This is a genomic window from Photorhabdus aegyptia (assembly GCF_000612035.1).
GTDB lineage: Bacteria > Pseudomonadota > Gammaproteobacteria > Enterobacterales > Enterobacteriaceae > Photorhabdus > Photorhabdus akhurstii.
This window is the reverse complement of record NZ_JFGV01000006.1, coordinates 21,860-39,356: the sequence shown is the minus strand read 5'-3', so window position 1 is coordinate 39,356 and position 17,497 is coordinate 21,860. Positions and strand designations below refer to the sequence as shown.

16 protein-coding genes are annotated in these 17,497 nt (G+C 41.0%); 15 read left to right on the top strand and 1 reads right to left on the bottom strand.

Annotated features, from left to right (window positions below; translation table 11 throughout):
- The first annotated feature begins 192 nt into the window (after positions 1–192).
- The 3 genes from BA1DRAFT_RS02790 to BA1DRAFT_RS02780 all read left to right on the top strand — a co-directional run bounded on the left by BA1DRAFT_RS02790 (position 193) and on the right by BA1DRAFT_RS02780 (position 2,090).
- Complete coding sequence (locus BA1DRAFT_RS02790) at positions 193–1,122, top strand: sialate O-acetylesterase (RefSeq protein WP_036775921.1); 930 nt, start codon at positions 193–195, stop codon at positions 1,120–1,122.
- Positions 1,123–1,297: 175 nt separating this feature from the next.
- Positions 1,298–1,591: a type II toxin-antitoxin system TacA family antitoxin gene (locus BA1DRAFT_RS02785; protein ID WP_036775920.1), complete on the top strand. Its 294-nt coding sequence runs from the start codon at positions 1,298–1,300 to the stop codon at positions 1,589–1,591.
- A complete protein-coding gene (locus tag BA1DRAFT_RS02780; protein ID WP_036775918.1) occupies positions 1,575–2,090 on the top strand; it encodes a GNAT family N-acetyltransferase in 516 nt (171 codons plus the stop codon). The genes BA1DRAFT_RS02785 and BA1DRAFT_RS02780 overlap by 17 nt, the downstream gene beginning before the upstream one ends.
- A 237-nt stretch (positions 2,091–2,327) precedes the next feature.
- Here the strand turns inward: BA1DRAFT_RS02780 and BA1DRAFT_RS02775 are convergent, their stop codons facing one another.
- Positions 2,328–2,750: a flagellar protein FlhE gene (locus BA1DRAFT_RS02775; protein ID WP_036775917.1), complete on the bottom strand. Its 423-nt coding sequence runs from the start codon at positions 2,748–2,750 to the stop codon at positions 2,328–2,330.
- 310 nt (positions 2,751–3,060) lie between these two features.
- Here BA1DRAFT_RS02775 and BA1DRAFT_RS02770 point away from each other — a divergent pair, with 310 nt between their 5' ends.
- From BA1DRAFT_RS02770 to BA1DRAFT_RS02715, 12 genes are all read left to right on the top strand, one after another.
- On the top strand, positions 3,061–3,804 hold the full coding sequence (locus tag BA1DRAFT_RS02770; RefSeq protein WP_235200950.1) for an ABC transporter ATP-binding protein: 744 nt from the start codon (positions 3,061–3,063) through the stop codon (positions 3,802–3,804).
- Positions 3,797–5,011 (top strand): ABC transporter permease, encoded by a 1,215-nt coding sequence (locus BA1DRAFT_RS02765; RefSeq protein WP_036775916.1) that lies wholly within the window; start codon positions 3,797–3,799, stop codon positions 5,009–5,011. Before BA1DRAFT_RS02770 ends, BA1DRAFT_RS02765 begins: the two co-directional genes overlap by 8 nt.
- Complete coding sequence (locus BA1DRAFT_RS02760; RefSeq protein ID WP_036775915.1) at positions 5,004–6,482, top strand: TolC family protein; 1,479 nt, start codon at positions 5,004–5,006, stop codon at positions 6,480–6,482. Before BA1DRAFT_RS02765 ends, BA1DRAFT_RS02760 begins: the two co-directional genes overlap by 8 nt.
- Before the next feature lie 43 nt (positions 6,483–6,525).
- A complete protein-coding gene (locus tag BA1DRAFT_RS02755; RefSeq protein ID WP_036775961.1) occupies positions 6,526–7,752 on the top strand; it encodes an efflux RND transporter periplasmic adaptor subunit in 1,227 nt (408 codons plus the stop codon).
- Between the two features lie 406 nt (positions 7,753–8,158).
- Positions 8,159–8,614 (top strand): hypothetical protein, encoded by a 456-nt coding sequence (locus BA1DRAFT_RS02750; RefSeq protein ID WP_036775913.1) that lies wholly within the window; start codon positions 8,159–8,161, stop codon positions 8,612–8,614.
- A gap of 387 nt (positions 8,615–9,001) precedes the next feature.
- Complete coding sequence (gene zapE / locus BA1DRAFT_RS02745) at positions 9,002–10,066, top strand: cell division protein ZapE (protein WP_051560630.1); 1,065 nt, start codon at positions 9,002–9,004, stop codon at positions 10,064–10,066.
- Between the two features lie 42 nt (positions 10,067–10,108).
- Positions 10,109–10,855 (top strand): sulfite exporter TauE/SafE family protein, encoded by a 747-nt coding sequence (locus BA1DRAFT_RS02740; protein ID WP_036775912.1) that lies wholly within the window; start codon positions 10,109–10,111, stop codon positions 10,853–10,855.
- Positions 10,856–10,888: 33 nt separating this feature from the next.
- A complete protein-coding gene (locus tag BA1DRAFT_RS02735; protein ID WP_036775911.1) occupies positions 10,889–12,415 on the top strand; it encodes a 4-hydroxyphenylacetate 3-hydroxylase family protein in 1,527 nt (508 codons plus the stop codon).
- A 77-nt stretch (positions 12,416–12,492) separates the two neighbouring features.
- A complete protein-coding gene (locus tag BA1DRAFT_RS02730) occupies positions 12,493–13,533 on the top strand; it encodes an aromatic ring-hydroxylating dioxygenase subunit alpha (protein ID WP_051560629.1) in 1,041 nt (346 codons plus the stop codon).
- Positions 13,534–13,558: 25 nt separating this feature from the next.
- Positions 13,559–14,914, top strand: coding sequence for a diaminobutyrate--2-oxoglutarate transaminase family protein (locus BA1DRAFT_RS02725; protein ID WP_051560628.1), 1,356 nt, complete (start codon positions 13,559–13,561; stop codon positions 14,912–14,914).
- Positions 14,915–14,938: 24 nt separating this feature from the next.
- Positions 14,939–16,243 (top strand): SidA/IucD/PvdA family monooxygenase, encoded by a 1,305-nt coding sequence (locus BA1DRAFT_RS02720; protein WP_036775910.1) that lies wholly within the window; start codon positions 14,939–14,941, stop codon positions 16,241–16,243.
- A gap of 140 nt (positions 16,244–16,383) precedes the next feature.
- Positions 16,384–16,989: an FMN-binding negative transcriptional regulator gene (locus BA1DRAFT_RS02715; RefSeq protein WP_036775909.1), complete on the top strand. Its 606-nt coding sequence runs from the start codon at positions 16,384–16,386 to the stop codon at positions 16,987–16,989.
- Positions 16,990–17,497: the final 508 nt, after the last annotated feature.

The window sequence follows — 17,497 nt, the reverse complement described above, 5'->3', positions numbered from 1 at the left end:
TACACTGGTGAGTGTATTTTTTAAGATGAAATATAAATAACTGGTCTGTGAAACGCAATATTTAAAACAGTTTTACATTCTCGGATTATAAATATGATTAATTAACCAGATGATTTTTATCTGCCAGAAATTAATTATATTTTGGTGAGGAGAACAGACCTAATAACTTAAATCATCTTAAGAGGAAAACTGATGACAGATAAACACCCCTATTCACCAGAAATAAAATATTCTCTGTGGGCGCCCAATGATGCTCCATTATTTATCATACTTGGGCAATCCAACAGTTATGGTCATGGAACACAACTACTACAAGATGAAGAAATTACACAAGGTTTAAAAAACGTATTCACATTATCTCTGCCAGAAGTTTACAGTGTTGACTTTCCTGTAATTCACTGGACAGGGCTGACTAGCTTTGGGAATGCCAATATTGGCTCTCCTGTCGGTTTACTTCGTGGCAATCAGGATCACTCCGTCAATGCTGCCAACCGTTTTGCCAAACTCTGGCAAGACCATATTAATCAAGGTAATGCGCTTAATTTGCCTGATCTTTATGTCATTTTGATGGGCTGGGGCGGTCAGGGGATGTATCTGGATAATCCGCCGGATAACCGTTGGGCTCCTGAACGAGATCCTTGCGATGTGGAATCGCTCTATCCCCGTGCGATCAGAACCTTGCGCATGGCAGTCGAATCATTGCGTAAACTAGGAAAAAATCCTCGTATTTTGGCTGTTCATTGGAACCAGTGGGAAGCAGAAACCGAAAGTTTATTGGCGGCACAGGCATCAGAGCGGAATTTTGCCCGCATCATTACGGGTATCAGTGATGCTTTGGGTTCTCGCAGTATACCGTGGAGATTGTATTATCCACTTTCGGTTGCGTTTGATCCCATCAACACCAGCTATGTTATTAAGGCAATCAATAATGTTATCGATGATGATCCCAAATACCGAACGCTAATTGATGCACGGAATTCTCCTGACTATACCGGGAAGGCGACTGAGTTTGGCGTTTTTCTGCCTGATAGTCTGCATTATGATGGCAAAACCCAGACATGGTTTGCTCAACAGGAATGGGAATTGATTTTGTCTGGTTATAAAGGGGTTGAACTACCATAGGATTAATCACCCGAGAGATACCAAGATGGCGGCTGAGGCCGTCATCTATTATCAGGCAAAAATAATACATTCTTGGATGTTCATGTATGCCTTTTCGGCATACATATTGATAAATGTCTATTTTGTATGTCATAATGGCACCATGTTTATATAGACTAAAAGTGTAGATGAAATCATGGCTACTAATACAGAACGCAAAGAGACCCGTTTAGTTGCAAGAACCTCTTCAGAAATTCAAGAGATCATACAAAGGGCGGCTGATTACTCAGGTGCAACACTTTCACAATTTCTTATTGCATCAGCAATGGAGAAAGCGCGTAACGTGATTGAACGAACTGAAACCTTACACCTTTCGATGGAGGGGGCTGATGCTTTGTTGGCAGCTTTGGAAAATCCGCCAAAAGCAAATTCTAAACTACTTGAAGCTGCCGAGTACTATAAGGATAGTGTGAATGTCCGTAATCATTGAAGAAATTACTCAGCAGCATGATCGTAGGGAGTTTGATTGCGGTGTCAGTGAATTAAATCAGTTTTTACAACAGCAAGCTCGGCAGAAAACCGTAAAGCATATTTCAAAAACTTATGTGGCCTGCCGAGATTCCGTGCCCACGACTATTATCGGATATCACACACTTACTGGATATTCAGTGACAATTCCGCTTGCCCACAGGGATTACAAAAAATATCCTCATCCACTTAATGCGGTAAAATTGGCCCGACTTGCTGTGGATTGTTCACACAAGGGGCAAAGGATAGGTAAACAGCTATTGATTGATGCCATTTACCGGACAGTGTTGGTCGCACAGCAAGTTTCAGCGATTGGGTTGTTTGTTGATCCTATGACCCCAGAGGTGATTCCGTTTTATCAGCAATATGGATTTTTGCCAGCCTATCCTAATGATAATTCATGTCTTGAAATGTGGTTACCTATTAAAATTTGTATAGAAGTTACGAGTACCCTAGTATGAGTACTCAATTGAAAGACAATAAATGGTATCCTCCTTTATTACGTACAGAAGTTGAACAGTTTTTTTCCAGCATTGAATAGTGTTATGTTGATGAGTGATATACTTATATCGTTACCAACAGATTTTCAGTCAGAAATAGGGGAACATATTCATATTTCTTAAACCCTACAATATTCAAAGCAAATCAGAATTGCCGCCTATAATACTGGCGGCAATCTATGGATAATCATTGAAATATCATTCCCAACTGACAGTAATTTCTCCGGTTTGACCTGCTATTGGCATAACGTTACCGTTTCCAACCTTTAAGGCGAAAAGGAACTGTTGTGCTGGGCTTCTATTATTAAATGCGGCTGTCGACATTCTTCGCGTGCGTGATATATCTACGCAACTGCTGATATTTCCCTGACAAAGATAAACCGATAAATTCTGGGGCCATCCAACAACGTTCCAAGTCCAAGATACATTGGTAATCTTTCCTGTTGCAGGGGGAGAACCGACAATAGGAACGTTAACAGTTTCTAAGAAATTTTTGGAATACAGTGTGGGTAAAACAACTGAAGAGTGATAGCTGCCACTTGCCGCAGCTACTGTCTGTGAGAACATAGTTAACAATAAAGCGCTACCGATACCTAAGATTTTTTTTAATTTCATAGCCATTAGCCCAATATCTGATACTTTTCTACTGCGAGAGCTTAGATATACATTTTGATCTCGCGCCCTGTATCTCCTGAATTTTTATAAAAGCCTGTACGCAATGCCAAAGTAGGCTGGAATAATTTGGGGGGATTAACTCCAAAATGCAATGAGTGATTTGAATTTATGTTAAGTAAATCTAATATATTTTCGTTGTTCGATGTTTTTGCCTGTCACTTAGACCGTAATCTTTTACAAGAAGATCTTCCCATGATATAAAACCTGCTAAACAACCCAGTGGAGCCAGTGATACGTTTAATGGATGTCAAACGCGATGAATAAATCAGACATGACAATCATAACTTCCCCATGTCAGGACGCATTGATTCACATGGAAAATATTTGTCGATCTTATCGTATGGGGGAAAAATATTACCCAGTGCTTGATAAAATATCATTCACTATCATGCGTGGACAAAGTTGTGCGATTGTCGGCGCTTCCGGCTCGGGTAAAAGTACTCTACTCAATATTCTTGGTTTACTGGATCAACCCACTTCTGGCTATTTTCAGTTTAGGGACGTTAATATAACAAATGTTACTCCTAATGAACGGGCGAAAATAAGAAATCAGGAAATTGGTTTCGTGTTTCAGAGTTTCAATTTACTTCCCAGAATGCAGGCATTGGATAATGTGGCGCTACCACTATTATATCGCGGATATTCTCGTTCTCTAGCTCGGCAGGAGGCGAAATACCAGCTTGAGTTGGTTGGTCTGGCTGGCCGTATTTACCATCGTCCGGCTGATCTCTCCGGGGGACAGCGGCAACGTGTCGCCATTGCCAGAGCCTTGGTCGGTAAGCCTTCTCTGATTTTGGCGGATGAACCGACAGGCAATCTCGATAGTGCGACGGCACGAGATATCATGGCGCTTCTTCTGTCATTGAACCGTGAGCAAGGCGTTACGCTGGTCATGGTTACGCATGATGAAACCATAGCCAAAAACATGCAGCGCTGTCTCTATGTTAACAACGGGCGGCTTTCCGAAACCGATCTGTGGCTGGGTAGCCCCGATGCTTAATGTGAATTCTGGGCGCTACGGTTTTTCCTTCACGCAAGCCCTGCGAGAATCACTGGGTAGTCTGCGCCTGCTAGGAAAGCGCTCCTTGCTTGCTTTGCTTGGTATTGCAGTCGGATGTGCTTCGGTTATTGCACTTTTAAACATCGGTCATAACGCTGTTAATGAAGCTATCAGCACTTTTAAAAGTATGGGAAGCAATATTTTAGTTGCTCATTTTGCTTTTATTCCCGGTGTCGATGTCAAACCCGCGCCCTCTACGCTGGATACTCAGGCGCTGACTCGTACAATACCGACTATTACACATGCTGCGCCCATCACGTTATATTCGACTCGTGTACGCTTTCACGGGCAAGGGGTCGATACGAATATTACCGGTACCTCGTCTGATCTGGCTGCGGTGCTGGATTTACAGATCGAGCAGGGACGTTTTCTATCGGACTATGATCGCCAAACAACCTATGCCGTGCTTGGCGCGGATATTGCCAAACAATTAAAAGTAGCCAATCAACCTATTCGAGTAGGCAGTCAATTGCAAATTGGGGAATATCTGTTTGAAGTGATAGGAATTCTCGCAGCTCAGGGGCCGAACCCTTTACTCCCCGGCTCTATTGATCATTCCATCATACTGCCCATTGAAGCAATGCGACGGTTGCGGTCTGCGCCAGAAATTGGCAGCGTCGTTGCCAGAGCACGTGACACAACAACGCTAAGCAGTGACGCGGTGTCGCTACGTGACTACCTGGTCTCATTATCAAAAGGTCGTCGTGTCGAAGTTGAGATCCCGAAACAATTGCTTGATGGATTGACCCGTCAGGCGAGGACATTCTCCTATTTGCTCGCGGGCTTAGGGGGAATTTCGTTGCTGGTGGGAGGGGTAGGCGTGATGAATGTCATGCTGATGAATGTTTCGGAGCGCAGGCGTGAAATTGGTGTTCGTATGGCTTTGGGCGCTCGGCCTGTTGATATTGGTATGCTGTTTATGTTGGAGGCTGCCATTCTGTCCATTGCCGGCGCAATGTTTGGTTCATTGCTGGGGGTCGCGGCAGGGTACCTATTTGTAAAATTTTCGGGCTGGGTATTTACGTTATCCCTATTCTCTTTGCCTCTGGGTATCGCCAGTTCATTAGTGATCGGCCTGTTTTTCGGTATCAATCCGGCATTATCGGCGGCCAGATTACAACCTGTAGAGGCGCTTCGTGATGATTAGCCAAGTTTTTCAACGTGCTATTGGCATCATCATTGCCTTGATAATAGCTGCATCTGTCAAACAGGCTTTAGCGGAGCCGTTGAATCCATCACAGGCAACCATGCCTACAACGAAGACAATTTCGCTTAATCAGCAAACTATTGGTCTGACGCTCAGTGATGCAATCTATTTAGGGTTACGAAACAATCGTTCGATTCGCAGTGCTTATCTGGATCGGATTGCGCAGAAATTCGATTTACGCGTTGCTGAGGATCGTTTTACGCCCAAGCTGTTGATTAATAGCCGTTATATTGCTGCCCGTAATCAGAGCGATCGTTATCGCCAAAGTGAGATTACCCCCACCTCTACGCTGCTTGGAGAATATGGCACTCGATTTAGTTTGTCTTGGACGAATCGAACGACATGGGCAGACAATGCGGGTCGTAGCCGTAATGATGGTGTTTCATTTTCAGTTATTCAGCCCCTGCTGCGTGGTGCCGGCAAAGATGTGGCGACAGCCCCTGTGCGCCTTGCTCAATTGATGGAGCAGACAAATCGTTTGAACCTAAAAGCGACGGTATCCCAGACTATCACGCAAATTATTATGGCTTACCGTGAATTGTTGCGTGCTCAAGAACAATTACAAATTGCCCGTGATGCTCTTGAACGTTCGCGTCAATTGCTGGAAGTTAACAAAGCCATGATCTCCGCAGGCAGAATGGCAGCTTTTGAGATTGTCCAGACCGAGGCTGATGTTGCAATGCAGGAACTGTCTGCGGAGGAAGCAGCTAATCAATTAGATACCAGTCGCTTAGAATTGCTGCGTCTGCTTGCCTTAGACTTACAGACTCAGGTGAAGGCGACTGATAGATTGGAAGCTAAACGCGTAGATATTAACCTGCTACAGGCGCAGAATTTAGCCCAAGAGCAGCAACCATCGTATCTCACTCAATTGATTACTGCGGAACAGGCTGTAATTAACCTGACAGTTGCCCGTAACGAACGCTTATGGGATGTCTCTTTGGTTGGTGGAGCCAGCCAGATACGAGATCGAACAGGGTCAAATAGTTCCCGTAATTGGGAAAATTACGCCGGTGTTCAGGTAGAGATACCCATTGGTGATTTGAGTCGGCGTCAGGCGGAAGTGCGGGCGCGGGTTGATGTTCAGAATCAGGACATTCGTCTTGCAGAGGCAAAACAATCACTGGAACGTAATGTGGGTAATGCGGTGCGCGATATTGGTACGCGTTGGCGTCAATATGAGATCGCGCAGCGTGCCAGGGATCTCTCCTTGCGCAAGTTAGAAATTGAACGTGAAAAATTGACGGTGGGCCGCTCCAGTAACTTTCAAGTATTGAGCTTTGAAACCGATTTGCGTAATGCCGAGAATGTTCGTCTTAATGCGTTGATCACCTACTTAAATGCACAAGCGGAGTTGGACGAAACATTGGGCACCACGTTAGGGAGTTGGGATATTGCACTTAACGACTAAGATCAGAGGACTTGCTCGTTCCAAATATAAGACGCGTTGGCTGATGACACTTGCCATTGCATTAGTCATTGGGGCTGCCATTGCTTATGTTTTCCTCTCTTCCTCAACGGATACATCATCACCGCAACGGTGGATACATGTTGAACCTCAATTACTGGAAAATCGTCTTGGGTTAGTTGGCCGTATTCAGGCGGCAACCAGTTTGACGATCGCCGCGCCATTTGATGGCGTTATTGCCGAAGTGATGGTAACGGAAGGCCAGCGCGTTAAGCGCGAGCAACCGCTGTTGAGCCTTGACACGACACAGTTGGACATTCAGTTGCGGCAGGCGCTCACGGAACTGTTGAAAGCCCAGAAGACTGTACAAGATTTGGTGGGGTGGGAGAACAGTCCCGATGTCGCCAGGGTACGTAGAACTTTAACCAATGCGCAGTTCAGTTTGAGTGATACCGAACGCAAGCTAATCGATACCCGGGCTTTGTTTGAGCGTGGCATTGTTCCCCGTATGGAGGTTGATACGCTGGAACAACAGGTCAGAGTCCAACAGCTTGATCTTGCCGCCGCTAAGGCGGAGTTGAGCACTGCTCTCGATAAGGGTACAGGGGAGAATCGCCAAATTGCTGATATGGAATTAGCCAATGCCCAATCGCGTTATCAGGCGCTTCAGGCCCAGCAAGCCCAACGTGAATTGGTTTCTCCTTTTGACGGCATTGTTATTCGCCCCCAGGTACCGGAATCAGATAAGGGGCTATTTATTCAAAAGGGAACACGAGTCACTCAGGGAACAGCTTTGTTAGGGGTAATCAATTTGGAACAAATTCAGGCGGTAGCCCGTATTGAAGAGGCTGACCTTCATCAAGTATATGAAGGAATGCCGGTTGAGATCACCGGTGATGGTTTTGCCGGGCTGTCTCTACAGGGGCAAATTAAAACAATTGGTGTACAGGGGAATTCAAAGGAAATGCAGGGAGCGGGTGTAACCTATGATCTATTAGTGGCGATTGATCCTCTGACTTCTGAACAGCGGCAGCGTATCCGGCTGAATATGAGTGCGAAACTGGCTATTGTCACCTATCGCAATGAACGTGGATTAGCCGTGCCAGCGGAGGCATTACATACCGGCTCTGATGGACGAACTTTCGTTAACTATCGCAGTGAATTAAACGCACAAACTCAGCAAATTATAGTGACGCCGGGGCATGCCGTTCCTCAAGGCGTAGAGGTGAGCGGGTTGGAAGCTGGCTATGTTGAAATCCCTGGGCAGAAATAACGGATTTAACCCCATTGATCAGATAACCTAATTTGGGTGGAATATCTCATTGTGAAGGTTTATATATTGGCAGTTCATTTGTCACAATATTTAACTTTTTAAATCTGCAATTGATGATCTTTCGTTACCTCCTTTGCGCTACAGCAAAGTAAGATCTCGACCATAACTGTCAATCAAAATGTGAACATGAAGGGCTTCTCCATCCATTTCAAAAAATGCTTAAATCCTACTAATAGCGCATTATATTAAATAAATTCTGTAAAAGTGGTCTATATTATAGAGGCATAAAGTGGAAATTTACTTTATGAGATTGAGTATATATTGTACGAAAAAATAAATTATAGAAAAGAAAGTTGTATTAAAACGCAGTAAGCCAATCTAAACAACATAAAGGAGAGTATCTAACATGTTAGTACGTAAATCGTTGTTGGCCCTGTTTGCAACTGCTTCCTTAACTGCCGCAGGTATCGCTTATGCAGGTCCGCCGGTAACAGTTACATTTAAGCATCTTGGTGCGTCTGGTAGCGAGAATGCTGTTTATACCATCGTTACTAACAATGAAGTCAGTACATATGTAAATGCAACACCCAAGCCTAGTGCTAGCGTAAGGCAAGGTGAGTCTGATTTCTATAAGGTTGAAAGCCCGATTTCACCTGATGGAAATTATGCGATTGTACGATATAAAATTGGAAATAAGACTTGCGTTTTTTCGACTACCTTCCTTAACACATACGTCAATGGTGTTAAAATTCCGAAGTGGAATAAGGGAGCAACGCCGAGTGGAGGCGCTGTTTGTAATGCAAGCATTACTTATACTAATTTTCTTACCTACGCATGGTCAGTTGAATTTACGATGAAGTAGCAGAGGCGAGCCAGATACTTTATGAGATATGTCTGGCTCATCATGTTTTTCACTTGGTTTATTGAGAGTGAGATCATATTTTTTCAGTTAATTAATCTTTCCGTTGCATAATTGATGATAACAAGATCCTTAAAAATAACTTGTTACTATTATCAAAAGCCTGTGAATTTATTGAAAAATGTGTCAAAGAACATAGTGGTATGACATTATTATTCCTATGTGATACATATGTGATAGGAATCATAAAAATCATAAAAACAACTTTAGGGTATTGTATAGTTCCCTTTGTTGGTGTTTATTTATTTTAGGGAAAAACTTTCTAAAAATGGACTGCGATTTTATTAGTTTTTATTTTAATAAGTTAAACACTAAGGGTCTGGTTTATATATGGAAAAGCGAGCGAAAGGTATAGAGCTACAACAAGCTATTCAAAAAAAAGCTCAATTGTATAAATACACGCTTGATAAATATCAAATATCTGTCGTTGAGAATATGGTGTGTTTAATTAATACGATGCTTCATCGCTCTTGGTTTAAACGTCCCTATGTAAAGGGAATTTATATTTGGGGCCCGGTAGGAAGAGGCAAGAGTTTCATACTAGATGCTTTTTTCGAGACGGCGCCTATAAAAAATAAACGTAGAGTCCATTTCCACCATTTCTTTCGTGAACTTCATCAATTAATGAACCTTCAAGCAGGAAAGAAGGATTTAATGGAAGCAACTTTACATACTCAGCTACAAAACTGCCAATTATTGTGTTTCGATGAATTTCATCTGCATGATATTGGAGACGCAATGCTTATTAGCCGGCTTTTAAATTTTATCTTTCAGCGTGGTATAGTCTTGATAACGACTTCAAATTATCCTCCTAACGATTTACTGGCAAACCCTCTTTATCATGAGCGGTTCTTACCTGCTATTCAGCTTATTGAAAAAAATATGAAGATAGTTTCGATGGAGGGAGATATTGATTATCGATGTCTGGTTGGCAATGATGTCGATCCTTTTTGCCAAGGTGCTTATGTTTGGCCCGGGAATGAAGAGCAACGTATTAAGCTGTCTTTGCCAGAACGCCTCGTGTCTACTATAGATATAAAAGTTGGCTACCGCATGTTGTCTGTGTTATCTGCTGCCAATGGTACAATTCATTTGACTTTCCAGGATCTGTGCATCAGTCCGACAGCGGTAATGGACTACCTTGCTTTAAGTGAACATTATCAGTGTTGGATTATTGAGGACATTCCTGAATTAGGTCAGGTTTCCAGCGCCGCTCAACAACGTTTTATTAATGTGGTCGATGTGCTTTATGACCAACGCTGTCAGCTCTTTTTGATCGGTTGTCGCCCACTGGATGAAAAAATGTTTGATGGTGTTGAACTGGCAGATATTTCGCGTACACGCAGCCGCCTTAGTCAATTGAAACAATATGGTTTGGGCTTTTCTATAGCGTGAATATGATCTCATTAACCACTTATAAAATAGGCTAAGAAAAAAATGTTGGATGCTTTAACTTACTCAAATTATGCCGTAATAGTCGGTGCTCTGTTGATTGCTTACATTATATTTGGAATTGCTGGTTTTGGTACGGCCTTAATTGCCAGCCCAGTACTAGCGTTATATATTCCGGTGGCTAAAATTGTTCCCTTGCTGGCACTACTAGATATGTTTGCCGCGATCGTTAATGTTAGTCGTGACGGACGTAAAGCCGATTGGAAAGAATTAAAACGCCTTGTTCCATTAATGATTTTCGGTAGCCTTATTGGTGCGGCGATATTACTTAAAACTAAACCTGAAATACTCTTGCTTGCCTTAGGTGTATTTGTTGTTCTCTATTCTGTCTACTCTTTGAGTGGCTTAAAACCAAATCGGAATTTTTCATCGACTGCTTCGTTCCCTTTCGGATTAATTGGCGGCGTATTCAGTGCATTATTTGGTAGCGGTGGTTTTCTATATGCGATTTATCTAAGCGGGCGGATTGAAAATAAAGAGGCTATGCGTATCACTCAAACAACGCTTATTGGTCTCAGTACATTAACGCGAGTAGTAATTTTTGGTTTAGCTGGCGTATATTTCGATACTGATTTGATTTTGTTGGTGTTGGTACTTGCTCCTGGCATGTTAGTTGGTATTACATTTGGTCGGTATATTACGTTGAGAATGTCGCGTGAGCAATTCTTGAAACTGGTTAATATTGTAGTATTAGTTTCTGGTGTGATGTTAATAGTTAAATATTTTTATTAATACTCAAGATAGAGAGTTATAAGGAGTAATAGTATGGCAAGTGTTGATAAGAATGAAATGATGACCGGTGAAGAATATCTTAGTAGCTTAGATGATGGACGTGATGTATTAATATATGGGCAAAAAGTGCGTAATGTTACGACACATAAGGCATTCCGCAATAGTGCTTATTCGATATCTAGACTCTATGACGCGTTACATAATTCAGATTCTCAGGAGATATTAACCGATATTGATCCTGACGGCTATCGAACGCATCGGTATTTCATGCCGTCCAAGTCCGCTAAGGATTTATTAAAAGCACGCGATGCCATAGCACATTGGGCAAAACTAACCTATGGATTTATGGGAAGAACACCAGATTATAAAGCAGGGTTTACGGCTACGTTGCGTTCGACTCCTGAAATATATGGTTCGTTTAGTGATAACGCTCTATCCTGGTATCGTAAAAGTGCGCGGAAGGTACTATTTCTTAACCACGTATTAGTTAATCCCCCTGTTGGCAGAGCTAAGAATGTTTCAGATATGCGAGATATTTATTTGCATGTTGAAAAGGAAACTGATGCGGGAATCATTGTCAAAGGGGTAAAAATGGTTGCGACGAGTGCGGCAATTTCAAATGCTACATTTGTTGCACAAAACAGTGCCACTCATTATGAGAAGGGCAGGGAAGAGGATTTTGCTCTGTGTCTTATAGTGCCAATGAATTCTCCTAATTTAAAAATAGTATGTAGAAAATCTTATGAGTTGGCGGCATTAAGCCCGTTTGATAATCCTTTATCGAGTCGTTTTGACGAAAATGATTCGGTCTTGATTTTCAATAATGTTTTCGTTCCGTGGGAAAATGTATTGATTTATCGAGATATAGAGAGAGCACGAAATTTCTATTCGGTATCTGGTTTTCTTAATCGTTACCCTTTGCAGTCAGGTACAAGATTGGCCGTTAAAATGGATCTGATATGTGGACTGTTTGCTAATGTTTTGAAATCCAATGGTTCAGATCAATTCAGAGGCGTCAGAAGCCATTTGGCTGATATTGTTGCTATACGCAACCTAATGTGGTCGTTAACAGAAAACCTTTGCCAAAATCCCGAAAAAAGAGACGACGGTTCTGTGATACCTAAATTGGATGCCGCCACAACGGTGAGATATTTCAGCACTCAAGTCATGTCACAGTTAAAACCTATATTCAACACGATCTTGGGAGGCTCGCCTATTATGCAAGTTTCAAGTTGGTTGGATATTGAAAATACGGAGATTAGGCCACTGATTGATTGCTATTATCAGGGCACTGACCAATCCGCTATTGAACGCCAGAAACTGATTAAACTTCTTTGGGATGCATTAGGCAGTGAGTTCGCTGGGCGTCATGAACTATATGAACATAATTATGCCGGTAATCATGAGCAAATTCGCCTTGATATGCTGAAACATTGTGAAGCCACTGGAATAATGGATCAATGTAATGATTTAGTGACTCAATGTTTATCTGACTATGATTTGAATGGTTGGGTAGATAACGGTTGGCGCTTTGATCCTAATAACATAGAAACATTATAGTCATATTATTTAAATCGTATTTCTATCAGCATTATTACACTATTTAAAGTTCTATTATATGAGTAATGGAGGTTCCGATGCTGTATTCAGGAAAATGGAATAGAGAGGAACTTGATTATTGTGCTTTAAATAATCAATGGCATGTTGTTGCAGATTCTAAGGAGGTCAAAAATAATCGACCAAAAGCGATTCGTTTATTAGGTGAAGAATTGGTGCTTTGGCGAGATAGTGAGAATAAAATACATGCATGGAAAGATTATTGTGGACATCGGGGCGCTAAACTATCATTAGGTTGTATTAAAAATGGGAATATTGAGTGTCCATATCATGGATGGCGATATGACGCTAAAGGGAATTGTACTTTTACACCCGCTCATCCGAATAATATCCCACCTTCGTCAAAAAGATTGATTTTCCGTCACTATGCAGAAGAAAAATATGGTTTTATATGGGTAAGCCTGTTAGAACCATTGCGTCCTATTCCTTTCTTCCCTGAATGGGATAAACCCAATTTCAGGAAAGTGGTTGCAGGCCCTTATTATTATAAAGCTAATGCGTTAAGGTCATTGGAAAACTTTATAGATGCCTCGCATTTTCCTTTTGTTCATGCCAATCTTAACGGCTTGCCTGATGCTCCAGAGGAGATAAAGAAATATACTGTTAATCAAGATGATCGTGGGCTCCACTCTTCTGAAATTAGCGTATTTCAACCTTATGGCGACCATCGGGGAATACCGGTTACTGCACGTTATTGCTACTCAGTACTCAATCCTACTACGGCTTATTTTGAGAAAAAGACCGGGGATATTGAGCGTTTTTGTACTTTCTTCAATGCGACCCCAGTTGATGAAGATGAATGTATTATATGGCTGATTGTTGCAATTAATTTTGGTCATGATCTCACATTGGAGCAGATACTTTCCAGACAAGATACTGTATTTGAACAAGACAGAATTATTGTTGAATCCCAACGACCAGTAAGATTGCCGCTTGATCCACGGCAAGAAATGCACCTCAGTAGTGATCGAATGGGGTTGGAATACCGTCGATGGTTAAAAATATTGGGGCTTAAAGCATGTGAAGTCATTCTCTCAGAAACAAGAGAATCTGATTTTTAATTTCCTATTTAAAAAAGGTATTAGAATGAATAATGATTTTAGATTATATCGACTTGTCGATCGCGAATCTAATGCGCGTACTTATTCGCGAAATATAGACAGGATATTAAGTAAAGGGAAATTGTCTTATGTATATGACAGTGAAAATAAAGAATATATTGATTGTTTAGCTTGTGCCGGCGCTTTACCACTCGGGCATAATCATCCTTTTGTAAAGCAAAAAGTTATTGAGTTTTTGGAGTCTGGTCAATTACAGCAGGCTTTGGATATAGCAACCCCCGCGAAAATTAACTTTGTTGAACAGCTTTATCAAATATTGCCTCAAAGCTTTGCTCGTCAGGCAAAAATACAATTTTGTGGTCCAACGGGGACTGATGCGATAGAAGCAGCGTTAAAATTATTTAAAACAGCTACCGGGAGGCGTTCTATTATTGTATTTCAGGGAGCTTACCACGGTATGACTCATGGCGCGCTTTCTTTGATGGGTAATTTGGCGCCAAAGAGATTTGTGACCGGTCTTTCTGCTGAAGTTCAGTTTCTACCTTATCCATATACTTTTCGTAGCCCCTTTGGTGCAAATACCAGTGTCAGCGAAACGGAGCGCTTGAGTCTTGTAAGCCTGGAAAATCTCCTTAGTGATCCAGAAAGTGGTATAACCAAACCCGCAATGGTGTTGGTTGAAGTTATTCAGGGGGAAGGTGGCTGTATTCCGGCGAGTGCTAATTGGTTACATCAGATCCGGGAAATAACCGCGCGACATGATGTTCCTCTGGTTATTGATGAAGTACAGACAGGAATTGGACGTACGGGTGATATGTTTGCTTATGAATTTGCTGATATTACGCCTGATGCGATTATTCTTTCTAAAGCGATAGGGGGAGGATATCCGCTTGCTGTGCTTCTCTATCGGGACATATATGATCAGTGGTTGCCGGGTGCACATGCCGGTACATTTCGGGGTAATCAGATTGCTTTAGTCAGTGGCGCTGCTACTTTAGATTTCATCCAGCGAGAAAATCTTCTCGATCAGATTAACTATACAGGTAATCTCCTGAAAAACAGATTACTTGAATTACAAGATGATTATCCTGCTATTGGTGATGTGCGTGGTCGGGGGCTGATGTTGGGTCTAGAATTGATTGATTTAAATTCCCCTCCTGATGCGCTTGGGCATCCTCTAGCTAATGGAAAATTAGCTCAAATGGTAAAAAAGTGTTGTTTTGATGCAGGCTTAATTATCGAAAGTGGAGGGCGGCAAAGTGCTGTTTTGAGGATGTTGCCTCCTTTGATCATTACTCCTCAAGACGTAAATAATATTGTAGAGCGTTTAAGAACAGCATTTTCTATTGCTTGCTCAAACTATAATTATCAGCCATCGTGAAGCAAAATAATTTAAGGAGAGATTATGAAAAACTCTTCATCAATTTATGATATCTTGGGTATTGGATTTGGGCCTGCTAATATTGCTTTGTCTATCGCTTTAGAGGAATTAGCCCCGCATTTTTCAATCCGGTTTATTGAACGTCAACAAAGCGCATGTTGGCAGCCAGGAATGATGTTGCCAGGATCTGATATTCAAAATCATCCGTTGCGTGATTTGGTTACGCCAAGAAATCCCAGAAGTCATTATTCGTTCACCAATTTCCTTTATGAAACTGACCGATTATATCAGCACCTTAATTTACCTTTACATTATCCTTTGCGTTTAGAATATGCGCAATATATAAGTTGGGCGGCGAATTTTTTCAATGATCAGGTTGATTACGATTGTGAGGCGACAGAGATTTTTCCTGTTCTGGATGGCCAAAATGAATATATAGATCATTATTGTGTCAATACCGTTAAAGGAGATATCTATAGAGCGAGAAGTATTGTCCTTGCTCCCGGCCGTACTCCTTTCATACCTGAACCTTTTAATCAATTGAAAGATGCGCGTGTTGTTCATCTTAACCATTATTTGCCTTCATTAGATCAGGCTAGGAAATACAGTAATTCTTTAAGCGTTGCGGTTATTGGCGGCAGTCAAAGCGCAGTAGAAATTCTATTACATGCGAGTACCCAAAATGATATCAAAAGACTCGTTGGCGTCACCCGGAATTTTGGATTTCGGCAGAAAGATACGAGTCCTTTCTCTGATGAGGTTTATTTCCCTGAATTTGTCGATACATTCTATGAAGCTACGCCGGAGAATAAGGCTCGCCTTCGTCGAGAATTGGTACATACGAATTATTCGTCGGCAGATATTGATGTTTTGAATCAACTGTATATTAAACAGTATGAAAATAAACTGTCACATCAAAATTCAATGCAGATATTAACTTGCAATGAAATAGTTGATTGCCGGAGTATTTCAAATGGTATACTGCTAAAAAGTCGAAGCTTTATTAATAGCAATGAATTTGAAGAGTGTTTTGATTTAGTTGTGCTTGCTACTGGATTCCTTGATTTAGGCGTAGGAGAACGCCAGGAGCTTTGTCCTAAATTATTATTGCCTATTAAGAAATTACTGACCAATCAGGGAGATATATTGTCTATAGGCAGAGATTACAGGGTGCAATATTTAACAAAGGGAGATTTTACCCCTATTTATTTAAATGGATTGTGTGAATCGACTCATGGTATGGGGGATGCTGGTTCATTCAGCTTACTTGCGTTGCGTTCTAAAACAATTGTCGATTCGTTAAATCAATATCTATCCCGAACCAGATGAGTATAAGGAATGTGCCTAACATTTTGTGCTAGAAATGATTGAATTGTCTATTGAGAGTAAAATATATAGTATTAAGGGTGGAAATATTATTTAAATAGACGTTGAAATTAATGAAGAAAATTTAGAGGATAATTAATATTATGAAAATTTTCCCGTTCCATTATCATGAATTCATTTGCAAAAATGTAGAATTATTATGGCGATTTATTGATGCATATCCTCTGGCACTAATAACGCGTTACATGAATAATGGTTTTATTACCAGCCATATTCCTTTATTCCAAGGTGTTGATAAGATGTTATTCGGGCATACAGATCGTCGTAATCCTATGGTTAATGATCTCGTTTCATTTGAAGCTCATATTGTATTCATGGGACCATCCAGTTATATCCCTCCTGAAGCTTATAAGAATAGGCAGTTGCCTACGTGGAATTATACCGCAGTACATATGGATGCCAGTATTGATATTATTGTAGAATCTTCAATGAATTTAAATATTTTGCTAGAAACCAGTGAGCGTTTGGCGACTGGCAAAGATTCTTTCCGACCAGATAAGGAAGATCCTCGCGTAGTTAAGAATTTACCTGGAATTCTGGGGCTGAAAGTTGTACCGAAATACATTGAAGGTCGTTTTAAATTATCTCAGGATAAATCATTCGTTGATCATGAGTCAGCTATGCAGTGGCTGTTAGGTAATAATCCATCGGAGTTTGATTCATTAATTAAAAGTTTAATCAATGGTTAGCGTTATTTTTATGATAAAAGAATAAATAATATATTAATAACAATGAGGGTTATCATGCCTATAGTAAAGATAGACGATATATTTAAACGGTAGTGCCTTGCCAGAAGCGCAATCATTATAAGATAGGGTTTAAGACCTGTAAATTTATGACCACTTTTGTCAAGACATATGCTAATGGCGTTAAAATTCTAAAATAGAATAAAGGAGCAACGCCGAGTGGAGGTGCCATTTATAATTCAACCATCACTTCTACTAATATTGCGACTTACACATGGTCAGTTGAATTTACCATCAAGTGGTGAATGGTGAGTCGGATTATCCATTAGAGATATCTGGCTCATTTTATTTTTTGACATTTTTCCTGATGTGGTGGCTGTTATTCAACCGGCTATTGTGATTTTTAATAGCTGATCTGATTTCGATGCGAAATATCTCGCTCTATTGCTATAACTATGTGAATCTTAGATTATCTATTAGCTATATTTTCTATCTTGAATTTTATGTTGAT